This is a genomic window from Paenibacillus amylolyticus (assembly GCF_036894225.1).
Taxonomy (GTDB): domain Bacteria; phylum Bacillota; class Bacilli; order Paenibacillales; family Paenibacillaceae; genus Paenibacillus; species Paenibacillus amylolyticus.
Genome location: NZ_CP145892.1, coordinates 2,844,116 through 2,862,983, shown reverse-complemented (window position 1 = coordinate 2,862,983; position 18,868 = coordinate 2,844,116). Strand labels below are relative to the sequence as shown.

14 protein-coding genes are annotated in these 18,868 nt (G+C 46.2%); 1 reads left to right on the top strand and 13 read right to left on the bottom strand.

Going from position 1 to position 18,868, the window contains the following annotated elements; genetic code table 11:
* Positions 1-135: 135 nt before the first annotated feature.
* Positions 136-1,251, top strand: coding sequence for an AbrB family transcriptional regulator (locus V6668_RS13035; protein ID WP_338708625.1), 1,116 nt, complete (start codon positions 136-138; stop codon positions 1,249-1,251).
* Between the two features lie 128 nt (positions 1,252-1,379).
* On the opposite strand, the gene V6668_RS13030 is transcribed toward V6668_RS13035, so the two are convergent.
* From V6668_RS13030 to V6668_RS12970, 13 genes are all read right to left on the bottom strand, one after another.
* Positions 1,380-1,583 carry a hypothetical protein gene (locus V6668_RS13030; protein ID WP_017688872.1) on the bottom strand — a complete coding sequence of 68 codons (204 nt, stop codon included), beginning with the start codon at positions 1,581-1,583 and terminating at the stop codon, positions 1,380-1,382.
* A 77-nt stretch (positions 1,584-1,660) separates the two neighbouring features.
* The gene (locus V6668_RS13025; protein ID WP_076217045.1) at positions 1,661-1,924 is read right to left on the bottom strand and encodes a YkgJ family cysteine cluster protein; all 264 of its coding nucleotides are present in this window, start codon (positions 1,922-1,924) and stop codon (positions 1,661-1,663) included.
* A gap of 215 nt (positions 1,925-2,139) precedes the next feature.
* Positions 2,140-2,988 carry a chemotaxis protein gene (locus V6668_RS13020; protein WP_338708624.1) on the bottom strand — a complete coding sequence of 283 codons (849 nt, stop codon included), beginning with the start codon at positions 2,986-2,988 and terminating at the stop codon, positions 2,140-2,142.
* Between the two features lie 225 nt (positions 2,989-3,213).
* The gene (gene treP / locus V6668_RS13015) at positions 3,214-5,232 is read right to left on the bottom strand and encodes a PTS system trehalose-specific EIIBC component (protein ID WP_338708623.1); all 2,019 of its coding nucleotides are present in this window, start codon (positions 5,230-5,232) and stop codon (positions 3,214-3,216) included.
* 28 nt (positions 5,233-5,260) lie between these two features.
* Positions 5,261-6,982 carry an alpha,alpha-phosphotrehalase gene (gene treC, locus V6668_RS13010; protein ID WP_338708622.1) on the bottom strand — a complete coding sequence of 574 codons (1,722 nt, stop codon included), beginning with the start codon at positions 6,980-6,982 and terminating at the stop codon, positions 5,261-5,263.
* A 367-nt stretch (positions 6,983-7,349) separates the two neighbouring features.
* Positions 7,350-8,705: a C4-dicarboxylate transporter DctA gene (gene dctA / locus V6668_RS13005; protein WP_307413350.1), complete on the bottom strand. Its 1,356-nt coding sequence runs from the start codon at positions 8,703-8,705 to the stop codon at positions 7,350-7,352.
* Positions 8,706-8,943: 238 nt separating this feature from the next.
* The gene (locus V6668_RS13000; RefSeq protein WP_338708621.1) at positions 8,944-9,636 is read right to left on the bottom strand and encodes a metal-dependent hydrolase; all 693 of its coding nucleotides are present in this window, start codon (positions 9,634-9,636) and stop codon (positions 8,944-8,946) included.
* Between the two features lie 97 nt (positions 9,637-9,733).
* Entirely contained in the window at positions 9,734-11,446 is a 1,713-nt protein-coding gene (locus tag V6668_RS12995) for a glycoside hydrolase family 13 protein (RefSeq protein WP_422395256.1), read from the bottom strand.
* Between the two features lie 307 nt (positions 11,447-11,753).
* Positions 11,754-12,212: a VanZ family protein gene (locus V6668_RS12990; RefSeq protein WP_338708620.1), complete on the bottom strand. Its 459-nt coding sequence runs from the start codon at positions 12,210-12,212 to the stop codon at positions 11,754-11,756.
* A gap of 42 nt (positions 12,213-12,254) precedes the next feature.
* On the bottom strand, positions 12,255-13,124 hold the full coding sequence (locus V6668_RS12985) for an AraC family transcriptional regulator (protein ID WP_338708619.1): 870 nt from the start codon (positions 13,122-13,124) through the stop codon (positions 12,255-12,257).
* 264 nt (positions 13,125-13,388) lie between these two features.
* A complete protein-coding gene (locus tag V6668_RS12980; protein WP_036608763.1) occupies positions 13,389-15,821 on the bottom strand; it encodes a glycogen/starch/alpha-glucan phosphorylase in 2,433 nt (810 codons plus the stop codon).
* 336 nt (positions 15,822-16,157) lie between these two features.
* Positions 16,158-17,261: a glucose-1-phosphate adenylyltransferase subunit GlgD gene (gene glgD, locus V6668_RS12975; RefSeq protein ID WP_036608765.1), complete on the bottom strand. Its 1,104-nt coding sequence runs from the start codon at positions 17,259-17,261 to the stop codon at positions 16,158-16,160.
* 26 nt (positions 17,262-17,287) lie between these two features.
* On the bottom strand, positions 17,288-18,457 hold the full coding sequence (locus V6668_RS12970; RefSeq protein ID WP_338708935.1) for a glucose-1-phosphate adenylyltransferase: 1,170 nt from the start codon (positions 18,455-18,457) through the stop codon (positions 17,288-17,290).
* Positions 18,458-18,868: the final 411 nt, after the last annotated feature.

Below are 18,868 nucleotides of genomic sequence, written 5' to 3'. Positions count from 1 at the left end.
AGCAGTCTGGTTGTTCCGCAGATAACGCAACGTATCTCATCATCAGGAGTGATCACACATGAACATGAATCCTTCATTAAACCTGAATGCATACCTGAATCTCATACCACCTCATTCAACCGGTAGGCTAAACGGATGGAACTGATGCGCAAGCTTGGTTCCCACGTTGTCTTTCGGTTTTTTCTTAGTCTGGGTGTCTCTGTTCTTGGCGGATTGCTGTTCACAGTCATTCATACACCGATCCCGTGGTTGCTCGGGCCAATGGTATTTATGCTGCTTGGCTCCCAAGTCGCCAAATGGCCGCTCATGTGGCCTGCCTTCATTCGGGACTATGGCATTCTGATTGTTGGTTATTCGATTGGACTCACCTTAACTAAAGAGGCACTGCACGGCATTTTGCTACAACTTCCCATGATGCTTCTGATGACCTTGCTGTTAATCGGATTGTGTGTAATTACGGCCTACATCGCTTCAAAGATAACCGACTTTGACTTCCCCTCCCTGCTGGTTGGCAGTATTCCAGGAGGACTATCCCAGATGGTGTCCCTCGCAGAAGAGATGAAATCTATCAATCTGACGCTGGTTACCTTTTTGCAGGTGACTCGGCTGATCATGATTGTCTTCTGTGTTCCGTTCCTGCTATTCAGTCCGTGGTTTGAAGGTACCGCAGGTGGAAGTTTGGATCATCCGTTCATTGACGTAGCAACGTGGGGTACCCTTTTTCCCGAGATTCTTCTCTATGCTCCGCTCTGTGTAGCTGGTGCATGGGTTGCACGCAAACTCCGATTTCCGACGGCCTTTATGCTGGGTCCCATGATTGTCATGTGTGTCGTTCAATTAAGCACAACGATGCATACGCCCAGTCTGCCAACCTCACTCTTAAACGTATCGCAATTGATGATTGGCAGTCACGTTGGACTGATGCTCAAGCCGGAACAGTTGCAACGTAAGACACAGACAGTGACCCTAGCCGTGATTAGCAGTGTACTTCTCATTGCTGGTGCGCTTGGATTGAGTTATCTGTTAATGAATGTATTCTCCCTCTCGGCGGCTACCTCACTACTCAGCATGGCCCCTGGCGGGATGGATCAGATGAGTATCATGGCACATGAAGTGAATGCCGATCTTTCGGTTGTATCCGGGTATCAATTGTTCCGCATCCTGTTTATCTTTTTCATCGTCTCTTCCGTACTGAAGATGATTCTTGTACATATGTTAAAAGAAAAGAAAGCAGAGCCCTCACTTCAATGATCATATTTTGTCTGATCCCATGCCAAAGAGAGTATCCATTTGATGTCACATCCTGCGGATACTCTCTTTTATTTGTACAGACTCATCTTCAACATTTGGCCTCATTCAATTTTAAGCATAATGACTACTTATGAATAAATTCGGTTGTACATCCAGCCTACAATGCCCACCGTAACCACTGTTGCCCCAATAATAAATGCATAATAGCCAATCTTACTTTTGGACTCCGAAGTCTGATGGTCATAATAATCCGAGTTACGTCGGTAAAACCCCATCCATAACTCTCCGATCATATTCACAACAACCAATACAAAACGTTTAACAAGCCCCAATGTATTCGCGTCTCCTCTCTCTGATCGACCTTCTTCCCTATTAAGTATAATTATCCCAATTCATTAAAACAACCTACTCATATTACCTTCGGTGCAGTTTCTTGCTCCAACCAGGTTAGAATATCAAATGCTTCCTGATCGGTGCTACCACACATCTCTTCCTCAGCTTGCAATCCACTGCATACCGCAGGACGCTCTTTTTGGCCAAAAATTCCGCAGCGATTATCATCCGTAAGCTGCACACAACGTACACCTGCCGGCTTGCCATGAGCCATGCCCGGTATGGGTGACGATATGGAGATCGCGATGCAACATGCGGCACAGCCTGTCCTGCATTCCATACATATTCCCTCCTAATTTCAATAGACTTACACTACATGTTCAAAAAGATCGGTTTTCAGTACCAAGAAGATGGGATGAAGCTAGAAATGGAGTAGCGGAGCGTAGATAGAGCTACGTGAGCAACGGACATTTCGGCTGAATTCCATATTCGATGCTGATGATGCCATTAGGCATCCTTCGTAATCAAAAGCGGACTTTTTGAACTACCTCTTAATTATGAGCGATTTATCCAGGTCCAGGTTCGTGCCAGTCCCTGAGCCATTCTCCGATTCATACTTCGATTGGAAAAATACCCCCCATGACTTAGCGGGTTCCAACTCATAGCCACGCCGCCAGAGTTCACTTCAATATCTTCTTTGACCGCTTTCTCATAAGCGGGATCAATGGGGCGTAACGGATAACCCAGAATATCATCCCGATCGTAGAAGTTCACCCACTCCCCTTCCAGTCCGGCATAATACTGATTCACATGGGAAGAGGGCACCTGAATTGGGCAACTAAAGTCATGGTAACGTAAACTCCATAAGGGCAGGGTTGTACCAAAGGAGTAAAAATTGGTCAGCGTATCCCCCCGCTCCAGAGCCGAGTTAACATCCACAACCTCAGGAACACGACTGGACGGATATTGCAGATCGTAGAAGAAGTTACTGGCGATTACGGCGCCCAAACTATGGGCAACCACACAGAGCGGAGCTTCCGGTCCATTACGCTGTGCAAGGGTATGCATCGCCTGATTCAACGTTCGATGTACGGCATCGTAGTTATGGCCTTGATTTTCCACCGGTTGATAAGCAACCGCATCAGCCAGGTAATGGATGACAAATCGGCGCAACGCCTGAAAGTTCAATCCCGGTGAGCTGACGAGCTGTTGAAAAAGCGCCTCTTCCCGCTCCTCAAATACATCCGCCCAATATACAGGTTCGATATCGAGCATCTGTTTGGAGGCTCCAGGCAAGACCATTACCTTGTCCAATTCCTTATGCAAACAAGCAATCAGCTTGTCCGCGTACCCATCCTTCCGCATACCCAGCCCATGAATGACCATCACCGCAATACGTGTCATGGCTCTCCTCCTCATCGATCTAGGAACTCTTTCTCCACCATATGAACACCACGACTCGAACATGCCTGAAGCTTGCTTTGTCAGAAGAACCTTTCCAACCACCATTATTTTAAAAATGTGATTCTTCCATTTTATATACAGTTTACCATGATCGTCATGAAAATAACGACCATACAGCAAAAAGGAGCTGCGCATCATGCAGCCCCTTCTTGTTGTTGTATTCAATTAACCTTTCAGATGAACCTTCAACACACCATTTTGATTAGATGTAACATCACCTGTCGTGACTTCCACCCGTTCAACCATATCCTGACCATCTGGAATGATAATCGGTGTAATCAGCGGGTATCCCGCATCTTCAATTACCTTACGATCAAACTCCAACAGCTTTTGTCCAGCTTTTACATGCTCGCCAGCTTCCACATGCATGTTGAAGCCTTCACCTTTGAGGGATACTGTATTAATCCCGACATGAATCAGAACTTGTAATCCACTCGCGTGTTCAAGAATCACCGCATGTTTACTTTTGATCACATGAGCTACCTGAGCATCAAACGGGGCAACAACCAGGTTGCCGGAAGGTTCAATCGCTACACCTTCACCCATCTGTTTCTCGGCAAAAGCCGGATCAGGTACTTGCTCCAGTGATACGGCCTGGCCTGTTAATGGCGCCATGATTTCCAGTGTATTCACGGCTTCGTCCCCTACTTGAGCTGCACTACGTGTGCGCTGGTTTGGATCTGTTTTTGCAGTTGAAGAGGTAACACCCGAAGCAGACTGCGATGTAGCCGCTTTAGGCTCATTAACAGTTTCATTGCTTGCACTACGATCTTCTTTTTTCAGTTTGGCTCTTCCAAAAAGGACGGTCAGTACAAATGGTACAACCAGGACAATCGCCATGCCGATGAAGAAGACACCCCATTTGTTAGGGAAAATCGACAGGAATCCCGGTACGCCACCTACACCGATGGAGGTTGCCTGAACATTATTCATCGTCAGCAGCACACCACCAATTGCGGAACCGACCATACCAAAGATAAACGGATAACGGTAACGGATATTCACTCCGAAGATCGCCGGCTCAGTTACCCCGAGGAAGGCCGACACCGAAGACGTTGCCGCAAGTCCTCTCATTTTCTTTTCACGCAGGACAAGCATCATCGCAAGTGCCGCCGAACCTTGTGCGATATTGGACAATGCCAGCATCGGCCACAGGAACGTACCGCCTTGACTACCAATGAGCTGAACATCGACCGCGAGGAACGTGTGATGCATACCGGTGATAACCAACAAAGCGTATAGACCACCGTAGATCAGACCACCCAGCGCCGCGTATGAATCATAAACATAGATCAAGCCGGAAGTAATTGCATTCGCAATGGCAAATGTAACTGGTCCAATGATCGTGAAGGCCAGGAATCCGGTAATCAGCAACGTGACCGGTGCAACGACCAGCAGTTTAATTGAATCATGTACCCTTTTGTTCAGGAAAATCTCCATCTTTGCAAGCAGATACGCCGATACCAGTACCGGCAGAACCTGCCCTTGATAACCGATCTTCTCAATCTCCCAACCGAACAGATTCCATGTTGGCACCGTGCCATTATTCACGGCATCAGCATAACCATATGCACTCAGCAGATCGGGATGTACCAGAATGAGACCAAGCACAATCCCGAGCAACGGACTGCCGCCGAACCTTTTTACAGCTGCCCAACCAATTAGAGCCGGCAGGAACGTAAAGGCTGTACTCGCGATTGTATTAATGATGGACGCAAGATCCTTCCAGGCTGGATAGACATCCACCAGTGATTTTCCATCAAAGAAAATGCCTGGACCTGTCAGAATATTGTTAATCCCGAGCAAAAGACCTGCCGTAATGATTGCAGGCAAGATCGGAATGAAAATATCCGAGAGTGTTTTGATCGCTCGCTGGATTGGATTTTGCTTTTTACCAGCAACCGCCTTCACATCATCCTTGGAAGAACGATCTCCCCCGGTAATCTGAATCATCTCATCATAGACTTTATCTACCAGACCAGGCCCAATAACGACCTGGAATTGTCCTTGGGAAGAGAATTGTCCTTTAACCAGATCATTCTGATCCAGACTTTCAGTATCCACTTTACTCTCATCGTACAAGGCAAACCGGAGTCGTGTAACACAGTGCGTAGCAGCTTCAATATTCTCTTTGCCACCGACTGCCCGGACGATCTCCTCAACCTGTTTTTTATCGATTGCCATAGTGTCACTTCCTATTTATAAAATGTGATTAGTCCTGTTGTGGCACAAGCCACATATAGGATGCATACGGACTGAGAGAGATTTCCTGCGTCAGCGCAGGGGCTGCCTCCGTATTTCCTATGAGTAACTCTACTGATTTGCCTGCAATGTGATCATTCCAGACCGCTTCCGGAAGCGAGAACGTGACGTCTCGTTTACTGAAGTTGGATACAACAATCAGAGTTTCACTTCCATTGGTCCGTGCGTACGCGAATACATTCGGGTGTGCATCGTCCAATCGTTCATACAGACCGTCGATCAGCACGTTAAGCTTTTTACGCAGGGCAATCAATTTGCGGTAGTGATAGTAGATCGAATCCGGATCAGCTAGTTGCTGTTCCACGTGAATGGACGGATACCGCTCATCCACCTTCAGCCAAGGTGTTCCGGTAGTAAATCCGGCGTTCTTACTTCCATTCCACTGCATCGGTGTGCGGGAGTTGTCCCGGGAACGCTCTTTTACGATGTTGAAAGCTTCTTCAGCGGATTTGCCTCGTTCTTCCTGAAGCAAGCGGTACATGTTCGTTGATTCGATATCGCGGAACTCGCTAACGTCATTCCAGACTGGATTCGGCATTCCGATCTCTTCACCCTGGTAGACATAAGGCGTACCTTGCATGCCGTGTATCGTTGTTGCAAGCATCTTGGCACTCTCGGCACGATAGTCACCATCATCGGCGAATCGGGATAGCGCCCGCGGCTGATCATGGTTATTCAGGAACAGTGCGTTCCACCCTCCACCGGCCTGCATGCCTGTCTGCCACTCACTAAAGAGCTGCTTCATCGCTTCAAAATCATACGGCATCAGTTCCCACTTCTGACCATTCGGATAATCCACTTTCAGGTGATGGAAGTTAAACGTCATTGAAAACTCGCGGGAAGCCGGGTTCGAATATTGGATACAATGTTCGAGTGTTGTGGAGGACATTTCCCCTACAGTCACCATGTTGTAAGGCCCGAATACTTCTTCGTACATCTCGGTAATGTACTCATGCACACGCGGTCCATCCGTGTAGTACTTGCGTCCATCACCGGGTGACACGCTACCATCATCATCAGGGAAACGCTGGTCTTTGGAGATCAGGTTAATCACGTCCATACGGAAACCATCCACACCCTTTTCCGCCCAGAACTTGATCATATCCCGTACAGCTTTGCGTACTTCTTCATTCTCCCAATTCAGATCTGCCTGCGTTTTATCAAATAAAGTCAGGAAATATTGTCCCGTCTGTTCATCGAACTGCCAAGCAGGCCCACCGAACTTGGATTGCCAGTTGTTTGGCACACCGCCATCCGGAGCAGGATCTTTCCAAATATAATAATCCCGATACGGATTATCCTTGGAAGAACGGGATTGCTGGAACCACTCATGATCGGTCGAGGAGTGATTCACCACGATATCAATCATCAGTTTCATATCACGGGCCTTCAGACCTTTCAGCAATTCGTCAAAATCCTCCATCGTTCCATAATCCGGATTAATCCGATAATAGTCCGCTACGTCATACCCATTATCATGCTGCGGAGATACATATACCGGCTGCAACCACACAATATCGATACCCAGATGCTGCAAATAATCAAGCTTCTCGGTTAATCCACGAATGTCTCCAGTCCCCGATCCGGTAGTATCATTAAAGCTCTTCGGATATACCTGATACACCGTTGATGTCTTCCACCAAGATGACGGAGTTGTGTTATTAGAACTCATGTTAACGCCTCCAATAAATTGTAATGCTCTTATGTGATGTTCTCGGCTAACTTCATATCTATATTACATAAGTAAACATGTATATACAAGTTGAAACTATAATATGTATATTCTCCGCCTCTTCTACACATTCCCCATAAATCTTTCCTCTGTAACATTTATTTTGGAACCTGCGTTCGTGAACTCCATGATATCTGTATTGGGACAACAAGAAACCGTCTGTTCTTCCCACCATTGGTGCGGGCAACAGACGGTCTAATTGGGTTGAACTTGGTTGAATTTGCTGTTCGTCAGTCAATGATTTCGTTGATTTAAATGATACGGTTACTTTCACTTGACTAAGTCACTCTAGTAGGCACATTGCCTCCTACGACATCTCCGGTGAAACTGCGGCTTTACCCTGTTTTTCCTGCATATTCAACATCAATAAAGATAGTGCAGCTTGCTCTTCCCTTTCCAGTTCAGCGGCACTGATCTCACCAGAGAGTACGGCACGCATTCGCTTTTGATCCAGCAGACCTTCCCATTTTGCCACCACAAATGCTGCGACACAGTTGCCCATCAGGTTGGTGAATACACGCATTGTATCCATGAATCGATCTGCACCAAGCAGCAGAGCAACCGCTGCTACCGGAAAAGCATTAACAGCCACTGCCGTTGCGGACAGGGCCAAGAATGCGGAGCCAGGTACTCCTGCCATGCCTTTGGAACTTAACATCAACACCAGCAAAATCGTAATTTGCTGCATCAATGTCAGTTCAATCCCTACGGCTTGAGCAACAAAAACCGTGGCCAACGATAAATAGATTGAAGCACCATCCAGATTAAACGAGTACCCCGTCGGCACCACAAGACCCACAACCGCACGATCACAACCCGCCTTGGTTAGTTTGTCCATCATGCGTGGCATCACCACTTCTGATGACCCGGTTCCAATCGCCAGCATCACTTCAGAACGGGTATATTTCACAAATTGCAGGAAATTCAGCCCGGTAATCCACCATGCAGCCAATGCCAGCATGACCAGAAACAGCAGTGCTGCGCCGTAACAGGCCAGAATCAGCAGACCAAAGGACGACAATGTGGATGCCCCATAGGCACCTACCGTGTAAGCCATGGCTCCAAATGCACCAATTGGCGCGAGTTTCATGATATAACCGATGATACGAAACACAATGCCGAGCAAGTTCTCAATCAGCGTCAGTACATTCTCTTTTGCCTTACTCTCTGTTGCTGCCAGGGCAACCCCGAACAGGCATGCCACGAGCAATACTTGCAGAAGTGCATTTTGTGCAAAGGCATCCACAACACTCGTCGGAATAATATTCATGATAAAATCTACCGTATGTGGCAACTCGGAACCATTGGTTTTCGCTTCAATGCCACTTGCATCTATGGTTGAAGGGTCCACATTCATTCCGGCACCGGGGCGAAGCAGATTGGCTGTTCCCAATCCAAGTACCAGCGCCACTGTAGTTGCAATCTCGAACCACACGATGGCTTTCAGTCCGATGCGACCTACTGACTTCAGATCACCGATCTTGGCAATACCTGTCACAATCACCATGAAAATCAGTGGTGCGATGATCATCTTGATCAATTTGATGAAACCTGTTCCGAGCGGTTGCAGCAAGCTACCCAGATCCGGCCACAGAATGCCTACACCAATCCCGATGATTACCGCTACAATAATTTGAAAAAATAATGATTTCATAAATGACATGAACGCTCCCCCTGTTTGCGGTCAATTCGGATTTCCGTTTGGTTTCCGTGTAACTTTTTATATCATTCTAAAAGGGAGTTCAACAATGGAATTTCAATGTTTTTGTCATTTGTACCAACTCTATCGGTGAAAATTGAACCTGAAACCGAAAAAAGACGAATATCGCGTCAGTTATCTTGACGTGATATTCGTCTTTATCCATAAATCCATTTATTATTGAACAGGGGTTAAATGTGCATCACAGGGTAATCGATTCTCCCGGGGCTAGCACACGTCCTTCCAACCCTTTTGCAGCCAGTTGTTGCACGAAGTGTTCTGCATCCTGACGAATTACCGGGAACGTATCATAATGAACCGGAATCGTCAGTTTGGCATTAAACCATTCGGCCGCTTGCAGCGCATCCTCAGGTCCCATGGTGAAATGTCCACCAATCGGCAAGAAAGCTACATCAATATCATGACGATCACCAATCATTTTCATATCCCCGAAGAGACTTGTGTCTCCGGCATGCAAAATCGTTTTACCACCAATATTAATGATATATCCAGCAGGCAACCCTGCATACATGATCCGTTGTTCTTCTTCGAGCACAATCCCGGAAGTATGGAACGCCTGAATCATTTTAGCTTGAGCAAATTCAAGATCTACCGTTCCGCCCATGTTCATGCCGAGTGTATCCAGACCCTTCCAAGACATATATGTAGCCAATTCAACAATAGCCACAACTTTGGCGTTATTTGCTTTGGCAATAGGTTCAGCATCGAGGATGTGATCCATATGTGCATGTGTCAGCAACACAACATCTGTCTTAATATCTTCAGGCTTCGTGACGGCAAGCTCGTTGCCACGCAGGAAGGGATCAATGATCAGAGACTTTTCTTCTGTGCCCAGCTGTACACTGGAGTGACCGTGGAACGTAATATTCAACAATTTGGATTCCTCCCGACATATGTTTTATTATTTTGAAAACCACTATATATTATAAATCATACCTCTTCACCAACGCAAAATCACGCTAGCCTCCGTGTCACCGCTGCTTACGATATACTCTTGCTTCATACGGCTGAAGCTGAATCGCACCTTCATCGGTAGAATAACGTCTGCTCACATTGCTGATGATCAGCTTGGCATGCTCGGAAGTCCAACCTTCCGGCCAGTGCATCTCAGGTTCATGCCCACGGAAATTCAGAATGACCAGCATCTGCTCATCATCCAGCGTTCGTGTATAGGCATAGATATCCGGATCATCCGGCAACAGCAATTCATACGCGCCATAGATAAGTACTTTATGTTGTTTGCGAAGTGCAATTAACTTACGGTAATAATGCAAAATGGATTGCGGATCACTTTCGGCATCAGCCACATTAATCTCAGGATAATTATCATTCACCTGAATCCACGGCTGACCCTGAGTAAAACCTGCGTGTTCCGTCTCATCCCATTGCATCGGCGTGCGAGCATTATCACGACTCTTCAGCCAAATCGCCTGCATAACTTCATGCTTTGATTTACCTTGACCAATGTAATGATTGAAATAATTTTTGGTCTCGATGTCCCGGTATTGTTCGATATTCGGAAAAGCGACATTGGTCATGCCGATCTCTTCCCCTTGATAGATGTAGGGGGTCCCTTCGAGTGTAAGCATCCATGTCGCCAGCATCTGAGCAGAACGCACCCGATATTTACCATCATCACCAAAACGGGAAACCGGACGTGGCTGATCATGGTTCCCCATATAATTGGCGTTCCAGCCTCTACCATGCAAAACCGTTTGCCATCGGCTCATGATTTCTTTGAGATCGGTCAATTTCCACTCCTTATAGTTCCACTTACCAATTCCGGAGGATTTGGCATCGATAAACATATGCTCAAACTGGAATACCATATTAAGCTCATCACGATCCGTCCCCACATAAGCCAAGGCCTGCTCAGGTCCAAGTCCTGAAGTCTCGCCAACTGTCATGGGTCCATAGGGTTTCAGGATCATGTTATTCAGTTTCTTCAGGATGGAGTGTACCTGTTCCAGGTTGGAAAAGAGCTGATACGCTGGAACCACCGGCAGATTATGAGGGTTGTGGGCACTTGGCAGACCCTCTGCCTTGGCGATATGCGCCACTGCATCGAAACGGAATCCGTCGACCCCTTTTTCCAGCCACCAATGCACCATCTCATACATCTCTTCTGCCATCTGTGCATTGTTCCAGTTGAGATCCGGTTGCTGTTCGGAATACAGATGCAGATAATATTCATTTGTCTCGGGATCATGCTTCCACACCGAACCCCCAAAATAGGACTCCCAATTATTCGGCACCTGCCCATTTTTGCCTGAACGCCAAATATAATAGTCCCGCTTCGGATTCATCTTTGATGAACGTGATTCGGCAAACCACGCATGTTCATCTGACGTATGATTCAGCACCAGGTCCATCATGATCTTGAGACCACGCTTGTGGGCCTCTGCCAATAATCGATCAAAATCCTCCATCGTGCCATACTTGCGTAAAATGCCGTAGTAATCCCGGATATCATATCCGTTATCATGTCCTGGTGAATCGTAAATGGGACAGAGCCAGATCACATCTACGCCCAAATTCTCCAAATAATCGAGCTTCTCATAGATCCCCTGCAAGTCGCCATATCCATCCCCGTCCGAATCTTTAAAGCTGCTCGGGTAAATCTGGTATACCACACTCTCTTTCCACCAAACGATATCGCCCACCTCGCTCTCATCATTGTTCACTATATAAATTGAACGAAAGAATATTTACACTGGACACTCCGATGACAGAACAACCTTCCGATCGCTGTTATCCCCAGATTTTATGAATTCCCCTTATAAGGGGAAAATCCGGTGATAAAGGCGAACGCTTTCGCTTCTTCAGGTTATTTCTGTCCTCTCCGTTTCGTGTAAATGTTTAGTTAAATTTATATATAATCTCTGCTCACTGTATTAAGCCGTTAATATGTTTTATCCGAAATGATTCCCTTGTAAACATTTGAAAGGTATCTTATGCAAAAAGACCCGGTCATGGACCGCAATCTGCGGTTCAATTCCGAGTCTTTTTTTGTGAATATAAGACTAACTTAAATCCGGCGTATCCGATCCAGGCACCGATCGTGTTCAGAATAATGTCATCCACATCAAACGAACCTACACGTGTAATCAATTGTGTGACCTCAACACCCAGCAGAAGCAAAACAACTGTAGATGTAAAGGTCAGGAACGTACGACACCTCCGAAACAACCATGGAATCCAGATGCCCAGCGGAATGAACAATACGATATTGCCAAACAGGTTTTTGACCCAGGTATCTGTGTTGTACCTCTCCCTCTCCATAAGAAGTGGACGAATCGTCTCGAAGGGTACGAGATTATATTGATAATACATGCTAGGTGTTCGTCCACTGACAAACAGTAAAATGCCCATAATCAGTAGGTAAAGCACTGCCATGCAAGCAACAATGGTCAGTATCCACTTGGAGTGGAGCCACGACTTTTCGCTCATTCATCCCGTCCTCCGACCTTGAATTCCGCGAAGCGGTAAGGTCTATTTTAACGGGATATAGATCTTCATGTCCAGTTGTTCAGGGGTCGATTTCCAGACATCCGTCACTTCAAAGTCAGGCCCTTCCCTCCGTTCATAGTTAGACTGCGGCAGCCAGCTGCCATAGATCATTTTCCGAATATCCTGCCCAGAGCCTTCCACGGTGAATTCTGCATACAAGCCGCCGGGAATTTCAATCGAGGTAAAACCGGGTTCAAGTACCTGCGATGCTCCACTGCTTTCTTCACCCACAATAAAAGAAAATGCTCCATCCTCTTCAAAATGACAGGCCACACCATAAGCCATATCAGGGCGTGTCCTCTCCGGGATCGCCATGAATTTCTGTTCCATGCCAAAATCGTGATAAAATCCGGGTATTTCAGCATAATGCTGATTGTCATTCAGGTTGGTCTTATATTCATAGCCGACAATCCAGTTCGGTTCCCGTGTGACCAGACGGGGTGTGTTCATGTGAAAAGTTCCACCAAGCGAAGTTCGATAATCGTTAAAATCAATGCTCTGTTGCATCTTCAGAAGAGACAACTGATCCACTTCCAGCTTACGTAGCTTCGCCGGTGTCATTCCAAAGTAGGCTGAAAATGCACGGGTAAATGCCTCTTGAGATTGATAGCCAAAGCTCATCGCAATGTCCAGTATGCCTTCCGATGTGCCTCGCAGCATCCCTACAGCTTCCGTTAATCTGCGTCTGCGCACGTACTCCAGTACCGTGAATCCCGTGATCGCCTGAAATAAACGCTGAAAATGAAACGCCGAAAAGCTCGCAGCAGCGGACGTCTCTCTGATATTAAAATCATCTTGCAAATGCTGTTCCAAATACTCAATAGCAAGCTGAATTCGTGTGTAATGATCCATAGTGACGGCTCCCCTATCTAATTCAAAATATCAAACAATTTCTTATGTAGTATGACTGAGATCCAGATCTTTTTTTTGATTTTGTGTGCGAACTTGTATGATTAAAAATACGCAAGTTTCGCTTATCTTCAAGTTGAATGACACTATGATACACTGTATGCCAAAATCCCCTCGTTCTACAAGGAGATGCTCTCTACGCTGGTTGATTTACCAGCAGAGATAGCTCTTGTGAACAAGGGGACTTGTTTGTTTAACAATCTATTCTTAACCTTTCCAGTTCCCTGACACGGGATGAATACCCCAGATATCTGTCGCATACTCACTAATGGTACGATCACTGGAGAATATGCCGGAATGTGCCGTGTTTAATATCGCTTTCCGAGTCCAGCCCGGAATATCCCGATACGCCTGGTCAATCGCAGCATGCGCGTCGGCATAAGCAGCAAAATCACGCAATACAAAGTATTCGTCACCATGGGCCAGCAAGGAGTCATAAATATCCCAGAACTCCCCGTCACGATAACAGAATGCACCTGGATGCACCAGTTGCTCCACGACCTCGCGAATGCGTTCATCGTGCTGCACAATCTCATTTGGACGATAGCTGCCGGAACGATAATACTCAAGTACTTCGTCTGCACGCAGACCATAGATGAACATATTTTCTTCCCCAACCTGCTCCGCCATCTCCACGTTGGCTCCATCCATCGTGCCAATCGTTAAAGCCCCGTTCATCATAAATTTCATGTTGCCCGTACCGGAAGCTTCCTTACCTGCGGTTGAGATCTGTTCACTAACATCCGCAGCGGGGATGATCTTCTCTGCAAGAGAGACGGAATAATTTTCGAGGAAAAATACCTTCAAGCGGTCATTCACGGCCGCATCCCGATTCACCGTGTCAGCCACGTTGTTAATCAGCTTGATAATTTTCTTGGCAAAATAATAACTCGGCGCTGCCTTGGCACCAAAGATGAACGTACGTGGTACCATATCAAACGAAGCATCATTCTTAAGCCGGTTATACAGATGCATAACATGCAGAATGTTCAACAGTTGACGTTTGTACCCGTGTAGTCTCTTCACCTGTACATCAAAGATGGAATCCGGATTCACTGCTGTCCCGGTATGATCCAGAATATACGCAGCAAGCCGCTCTTTGTTATCCCGCTTAATTGAACGGAACTGCTCCTGGAATGATGTATTATCCGCAAAACCAGCCAACTGGTCCAGCTTGCCCGGCTCTGTTATCCATTCGTTACCGATTGTATCCGTGATGAGATCCGACAGTTTCGGATTGGCATGCATCAACCAGCGGCGATGGGTGATACCATTGGTTTTGTTATTGAAACGCTCTGGATACAGTTCATAGAACGGAGCCATCTCGCGCTCTTTCAAAATCTCGGTATGCAGAGCAGCAACACCATTCACGCTATGACTGCCTACAATCGCCAAATGTGCCATCCGTACCTGATCGTTTGCAACAATCGCCAAATGCCCTATGCGATCCTGATCTCCCGGATACCGGTCCAGCAGCATGCCACAGAATCGTTTGTTGATCTCTTCAATGATCATGTAGATTCGTGGCAGCAGCCTGCTGATCATGGATACAGGCCACTTCTCAAGCGCCTCACTAAGCGTTGTATGATTGGTATACGATACAGTACGGGTTGTGATATCCCACGCTTCATCCCAGCCATACCCCTTCACATCAATCAGGATGCGCATCAGTTCTGGAATAACCAAGGTTGGATGCGTGTCATTAATGTGGAAGGCCACTTTATCAGGCAAACGATCATACGGTAGCTCCAGCTTGTTGAACGTACGCAAGGCGCTCTGTACACCTGCTGAGCACATGAAGTATTGCTGCTTCAATCGCAGCAGCTTTCCTTCGTACTGGGAATCATCCGGATACAGGAATTCCGAGATTGATTCAACCGATCGGCTATAATCCAGATAGCCGTAATAGTTCGAAGGGGTGTCGAGTGAAGTCTCGCGCTTTGGCTCGGCACTCCATAGACGCAATGTATTCACATGAGTTTGACCATAACCGATGACAGGCACGTCATAGGGAATGGCGACAACCGATTCGGCATCTTTTGTAACAAACTGATATTCTCCATCCTGCTCATGAGCTTCTACTCGGCCCCAGAACTGTACTTCCACCTTTTTGTCTGGACGGCGGACTTCCCATTCATTGCCCTTATCCAGCCAATTGTCGGGTAACTCTACCTGATTCCCATTGATGATTTTTTGCTCAAACAACCCGTATTTATATCGAATCCCGCAACCATGTCCTGCATATCGTAGTGATGCGAGTGAATCCAGGAAACAAGCAGCGAGCCGTCCCAGACCTCCGTTACCGAGTCCTGCATCCGCCTCCTGTTCTTCTATCTCCTCCAAGGAGAAGCCCAGCTCAGCTAAACTGTCACGCACCAATTCCAATTCATTCACATTCAACAGATTGTTGCCGAGCAGACGTCCAATCAGGAATTCCAGCGAGAAGTAATAGACCTGTTTATCCTGGCGCTGCTTGAACCCCTGATTCGACGCTGCCCAATCCTGGCCTGCATATTCACGAATCATGCTTCCCAGTACATGGTACACGTCTTCCTGTGTTGCTTCTTCAATCGGTTTGCCCAATTTGCTGACCAGATTCCGTGTAAATATACTCTTGAACGTTTCCTTGTTGTCAAACAAAAGTAGGTTCCTCCCGGGGAAATCCTGCAGGATGGTGGCGGTTCATATACTCAATTGCTCAACATTGTGCAAAGTGGCCGTTACGGTTACGAATCGTTCTTATGATCGCTGTTACCCCTGTATTTTCTTGAATTTATTAATTAGATGTTAAAATACAGTGATAAAGGCGAGCGCTTCGCTTCTTCAGAATCGATTTCGTCCCCTCCACTACGTTTGCATGCTGGTGAGAACTTTCGAAGATGCAATTCATGCGTCGAAAGTGTATGAACCTTAAATCCATCCTACAGGATTTTTATTTTATATATATTTATAGAAGATATCGGTTACGTGGGGGCATTAGATAATAGTACTTTTCGCTAAAATGTATGGATTCGACGGGTCGCCGATCAGCGTCTGTCCTCCGGTCAGCTTCACGTCTTTATCGAGAATGACATTCTCAAGGACCGTCCCCTCACCAATGTAGCATTTCTGCATGATGATGGAACCTTTTATTTTGGCACCCTTGGCCACCTGTACACCACGGAACAAAATGCTGTCCTCCACCTCTCCACCTACGATGCAGCCATTCGCAAGAAGTGAATGTTTAACATCGGCGGTATCCAGGTATTTGGCAGGCGCTTCGTATTTAATTTTGGTCTGGATCGGATCTTCCTTGAAAAGTTGTTCATATTGCCCTGTGTTCAGCAGATCCATACTGTTGCGATAATAACTGTCAATGGAATTGATGACTGCGTGATAGCCATCATATGCATACGCAGCGATATTCAATCCATCCGGATTTTTTTGAATCACATCCCGGAAGAAATGGCTCTCGCCATGATCGATGCAGCGTTGCACCTGGCGCAAGAACAATTCTTTTTCCATGATGAAAATTTCTGTATATATATTCGGGTGATTAGCGCTTTGGTGAATGTCCACCACGTTACCGTCCCCGTCATGTTCAACTTTGACACAGGCGTCATGCTCAGGCAGCAGCTGATCTACTTTTTTGCAGACCAGTGTAACGTCCGCTCCTTTACTGATGTGATACCTGTAGACATCCTGGAGGTCTGCTTTGGTCACATGGCGACTGCCCGCATGCACAACATATTGTCCTGCCCCTCTGTGGAAAAAGTCCAAATTGTTATGGAAATGTTGCAAATCCCCTTGTGATGTATCTGTTGGATCGTTCCAGTCTGGTGGCAAAATAAACATGCCACCATGCTTGCGATCCAAATCCCAAGGTTTACCGTCACCAAGATGATCCATCAACGAGCGATATTTTCGCCGTACAAATACACCAATACTCTCAATTCCGGCATTCATCATATTGGATAAAACAAAATCGATCAGACGGTAACGCCCGGCATAAGGCACCGCGGCTCCGCAGCGGAAATACGTCAATTCCTTCAATTCTTCAAGTTCATGGTCAAGGTTAATAACTCCGATCAATTGTTTCATCGCATGCACCGTCCTTTTGACTTCAATTAGGCCTTGCTAGTTATTCCTTGGCGAAGCTGACGTTCCAGTTCTTCCTGATCCACGAGCAATATATCACTCTCATCTTCCGGTGCAGGCGAAATCTGTGTTCCATCCGGAATAACCAATCCTTCTGCGATAATAGCTCGGTAAATGCGCACATTTTGACCGATTTTCACTCTTGGCATGATCACCGAATCGATGACCGCACTGTTCTCGCCAACTTCAATTCCATAGAACAGAACAGAATGATTGACCTCACCATGCACTACAGTACCTTCACTAATAATACAATTCCGCACCTTTCCCGAAGGTGAGATATATTGTGCAGGTTGGTTTGGATTACGTGTGAAAATACGCCAGTCCGGATCATTCAGATTAAACGGTGTGTCTTCGTCCAAAAGGTCCATATTGGATTCCCACAGACTGCGAATGGTACCAACGTCTTTCCAATAACCTTCAAATGGATACGCATATAAGGATTTTTCATTTTGAAGCAATAAAGGAATAATATCTTTACCAAAATCATAGGAGGTGGATGCCTGTTGTTCATCTTGGATCAGGAAACGTTTCAGTACATCCCACTTGAAGAGATAGATACCCATGGAAGCCAGTGTGCTCTTGGGCTCAGGAGGTTTTTCTTCAAATTCATAGATGCTATAGTCATCGTTGGTGTTCAGCACTCCGAACCGGCTGGCTTCTTCCAATGAGACATCAATGACCGATATGGTGCAATCCGCATCTTTTTCTTTGTGATACTGGAGCATTTTTTCGTAGTCCATCTTATAGATATGATCCCCTGACAGAATGAGCACATGCTCAGGATCGAATTGTTCAATAAAGTTCAGGTTCCGGAAGATCGCATCCGCTGTACCCCGGTACCAGTTGCTACCGTCTTCACGTTCATGTGGAGGAAGTACATATACCCCGCCGTTTTTCCGATCCAGATCCCAGTCACTGCCAATGCCAATATAGGAATGTAAGACAAGTGGTTCATATTGGGTCAATACACCCACTGTATCAATACCAGAATTAGAGCAGTTACTCAGCGGGAAATCAATGATTCGGTACGTGCCCCCAAAATATACAGCTGGCTTAGCCAGTGATTTGGTCAATCCTTTTAACCTCTTACCTTGCCCTCCGGCAAGTAGCATCGCTACAACTTCTTTTTTCGCCATCATTACAGCCTCCTCCACGTGCATTCGTTCTGATTCATTTCAGAGCCCATAATCGATATTCTGTTGTGTGGACACTGTTGTCTTGATTAGGAGCTTGCTGTACAGATGTGTAACCGGTGAATCTTTGTTGCAGTTTAACTTCTTGGATTGTAAAGCCTGAAATAGAGATGATGCTGGTGTAGAATTGCTTTACTGTCTTACAGAGGTGAATGTTAGATGCAGAACTTAAGGTGTAGCTCGTGAACAATGAAATAGTCTACTCCTATTTAACATTAAACACGAAACGGACTGGGGAATCTTACTGGAAAACATCGACATCAAGTTGCGGGTAAGATTACCCTTTCTCGTGCCGCTGTTATTCATATTGTATTCGATAATAGAGAAGCAAAATCCTTTAGTTTTTGTGCAAAC

Excerpts from the sequence above, each read along its gene's own strand:
- V6668_RS13020 (WP_338708624.1), bottom strand. The coding sequence starts at position 2,988 with ATGACACGTATTGCGGTGATGGTCATTCATGGGCTGGGTATGCGGAAG.
- V6668_RS13035 (WP_338708625.1), top strand. The coding sequence starts at position 136 with ATGGAACTGATGCGCAAGCTTGGTTCCCACGTTGTCTTTCGGTTTTTT.
- glgD (WP_036608765.1), bottom strand. The coding sequence starts at position 17,261 with ATGAAACAATTGATCGGAGTTATTAACCTTGACCATGAACTTGAAGAA.
- V6668_RS12990 (WP_338708620.1), bottom strand. The coding sequence starts at position 12,212 with ATGAGCGAAAAGTCGTGGCTCCACTCCAAGTGGATACTGACCATTGTT.
- V6668_RS12985 (WP_338708619.1), bottom strand. The coding sequence starts at position 13,124 with ATGGATCATTACACACGAATTCAGCTTGCTATTGAGTATTTGGAACAG.
- dctA (WP_307413350.1), bottom strand. The coding sequence starts at position 8,705 with ATGTCATTTATGAAATCATTATTTTTTCAAATTATTGTAGCGGTAATC.
- V6668_RS12970 (WP_338708935.1), bottom strand. The coding sequence starts at position 18,457 with ATGGCGAAAAAAGAAGTTGTAGCGATGCTACTTGCCGGAGGGCAAGGT.
- treP (WP_338708623.1), bottom strand. The coding sequence starts at position 5,232 with ATGGCAATCGATAAAAAACAGGTTGAGGAGATCGTCCGGGCAGTCGGT.
- V6668_RS13025 (WP_076217045.1), bottom strand. The coding sequence starts at position 1,924 with ATGGAATGCAGGACAGGCTGTGCCGCATGTTGCATCGCGATCTCCATA.
- treC (WP_338708622.1), bottom strand. The coding sequence starts at position 6,982 with ATGAGTTCTAATAACACAACTCCGTCATCTTGGTGGAAGACATCAACG.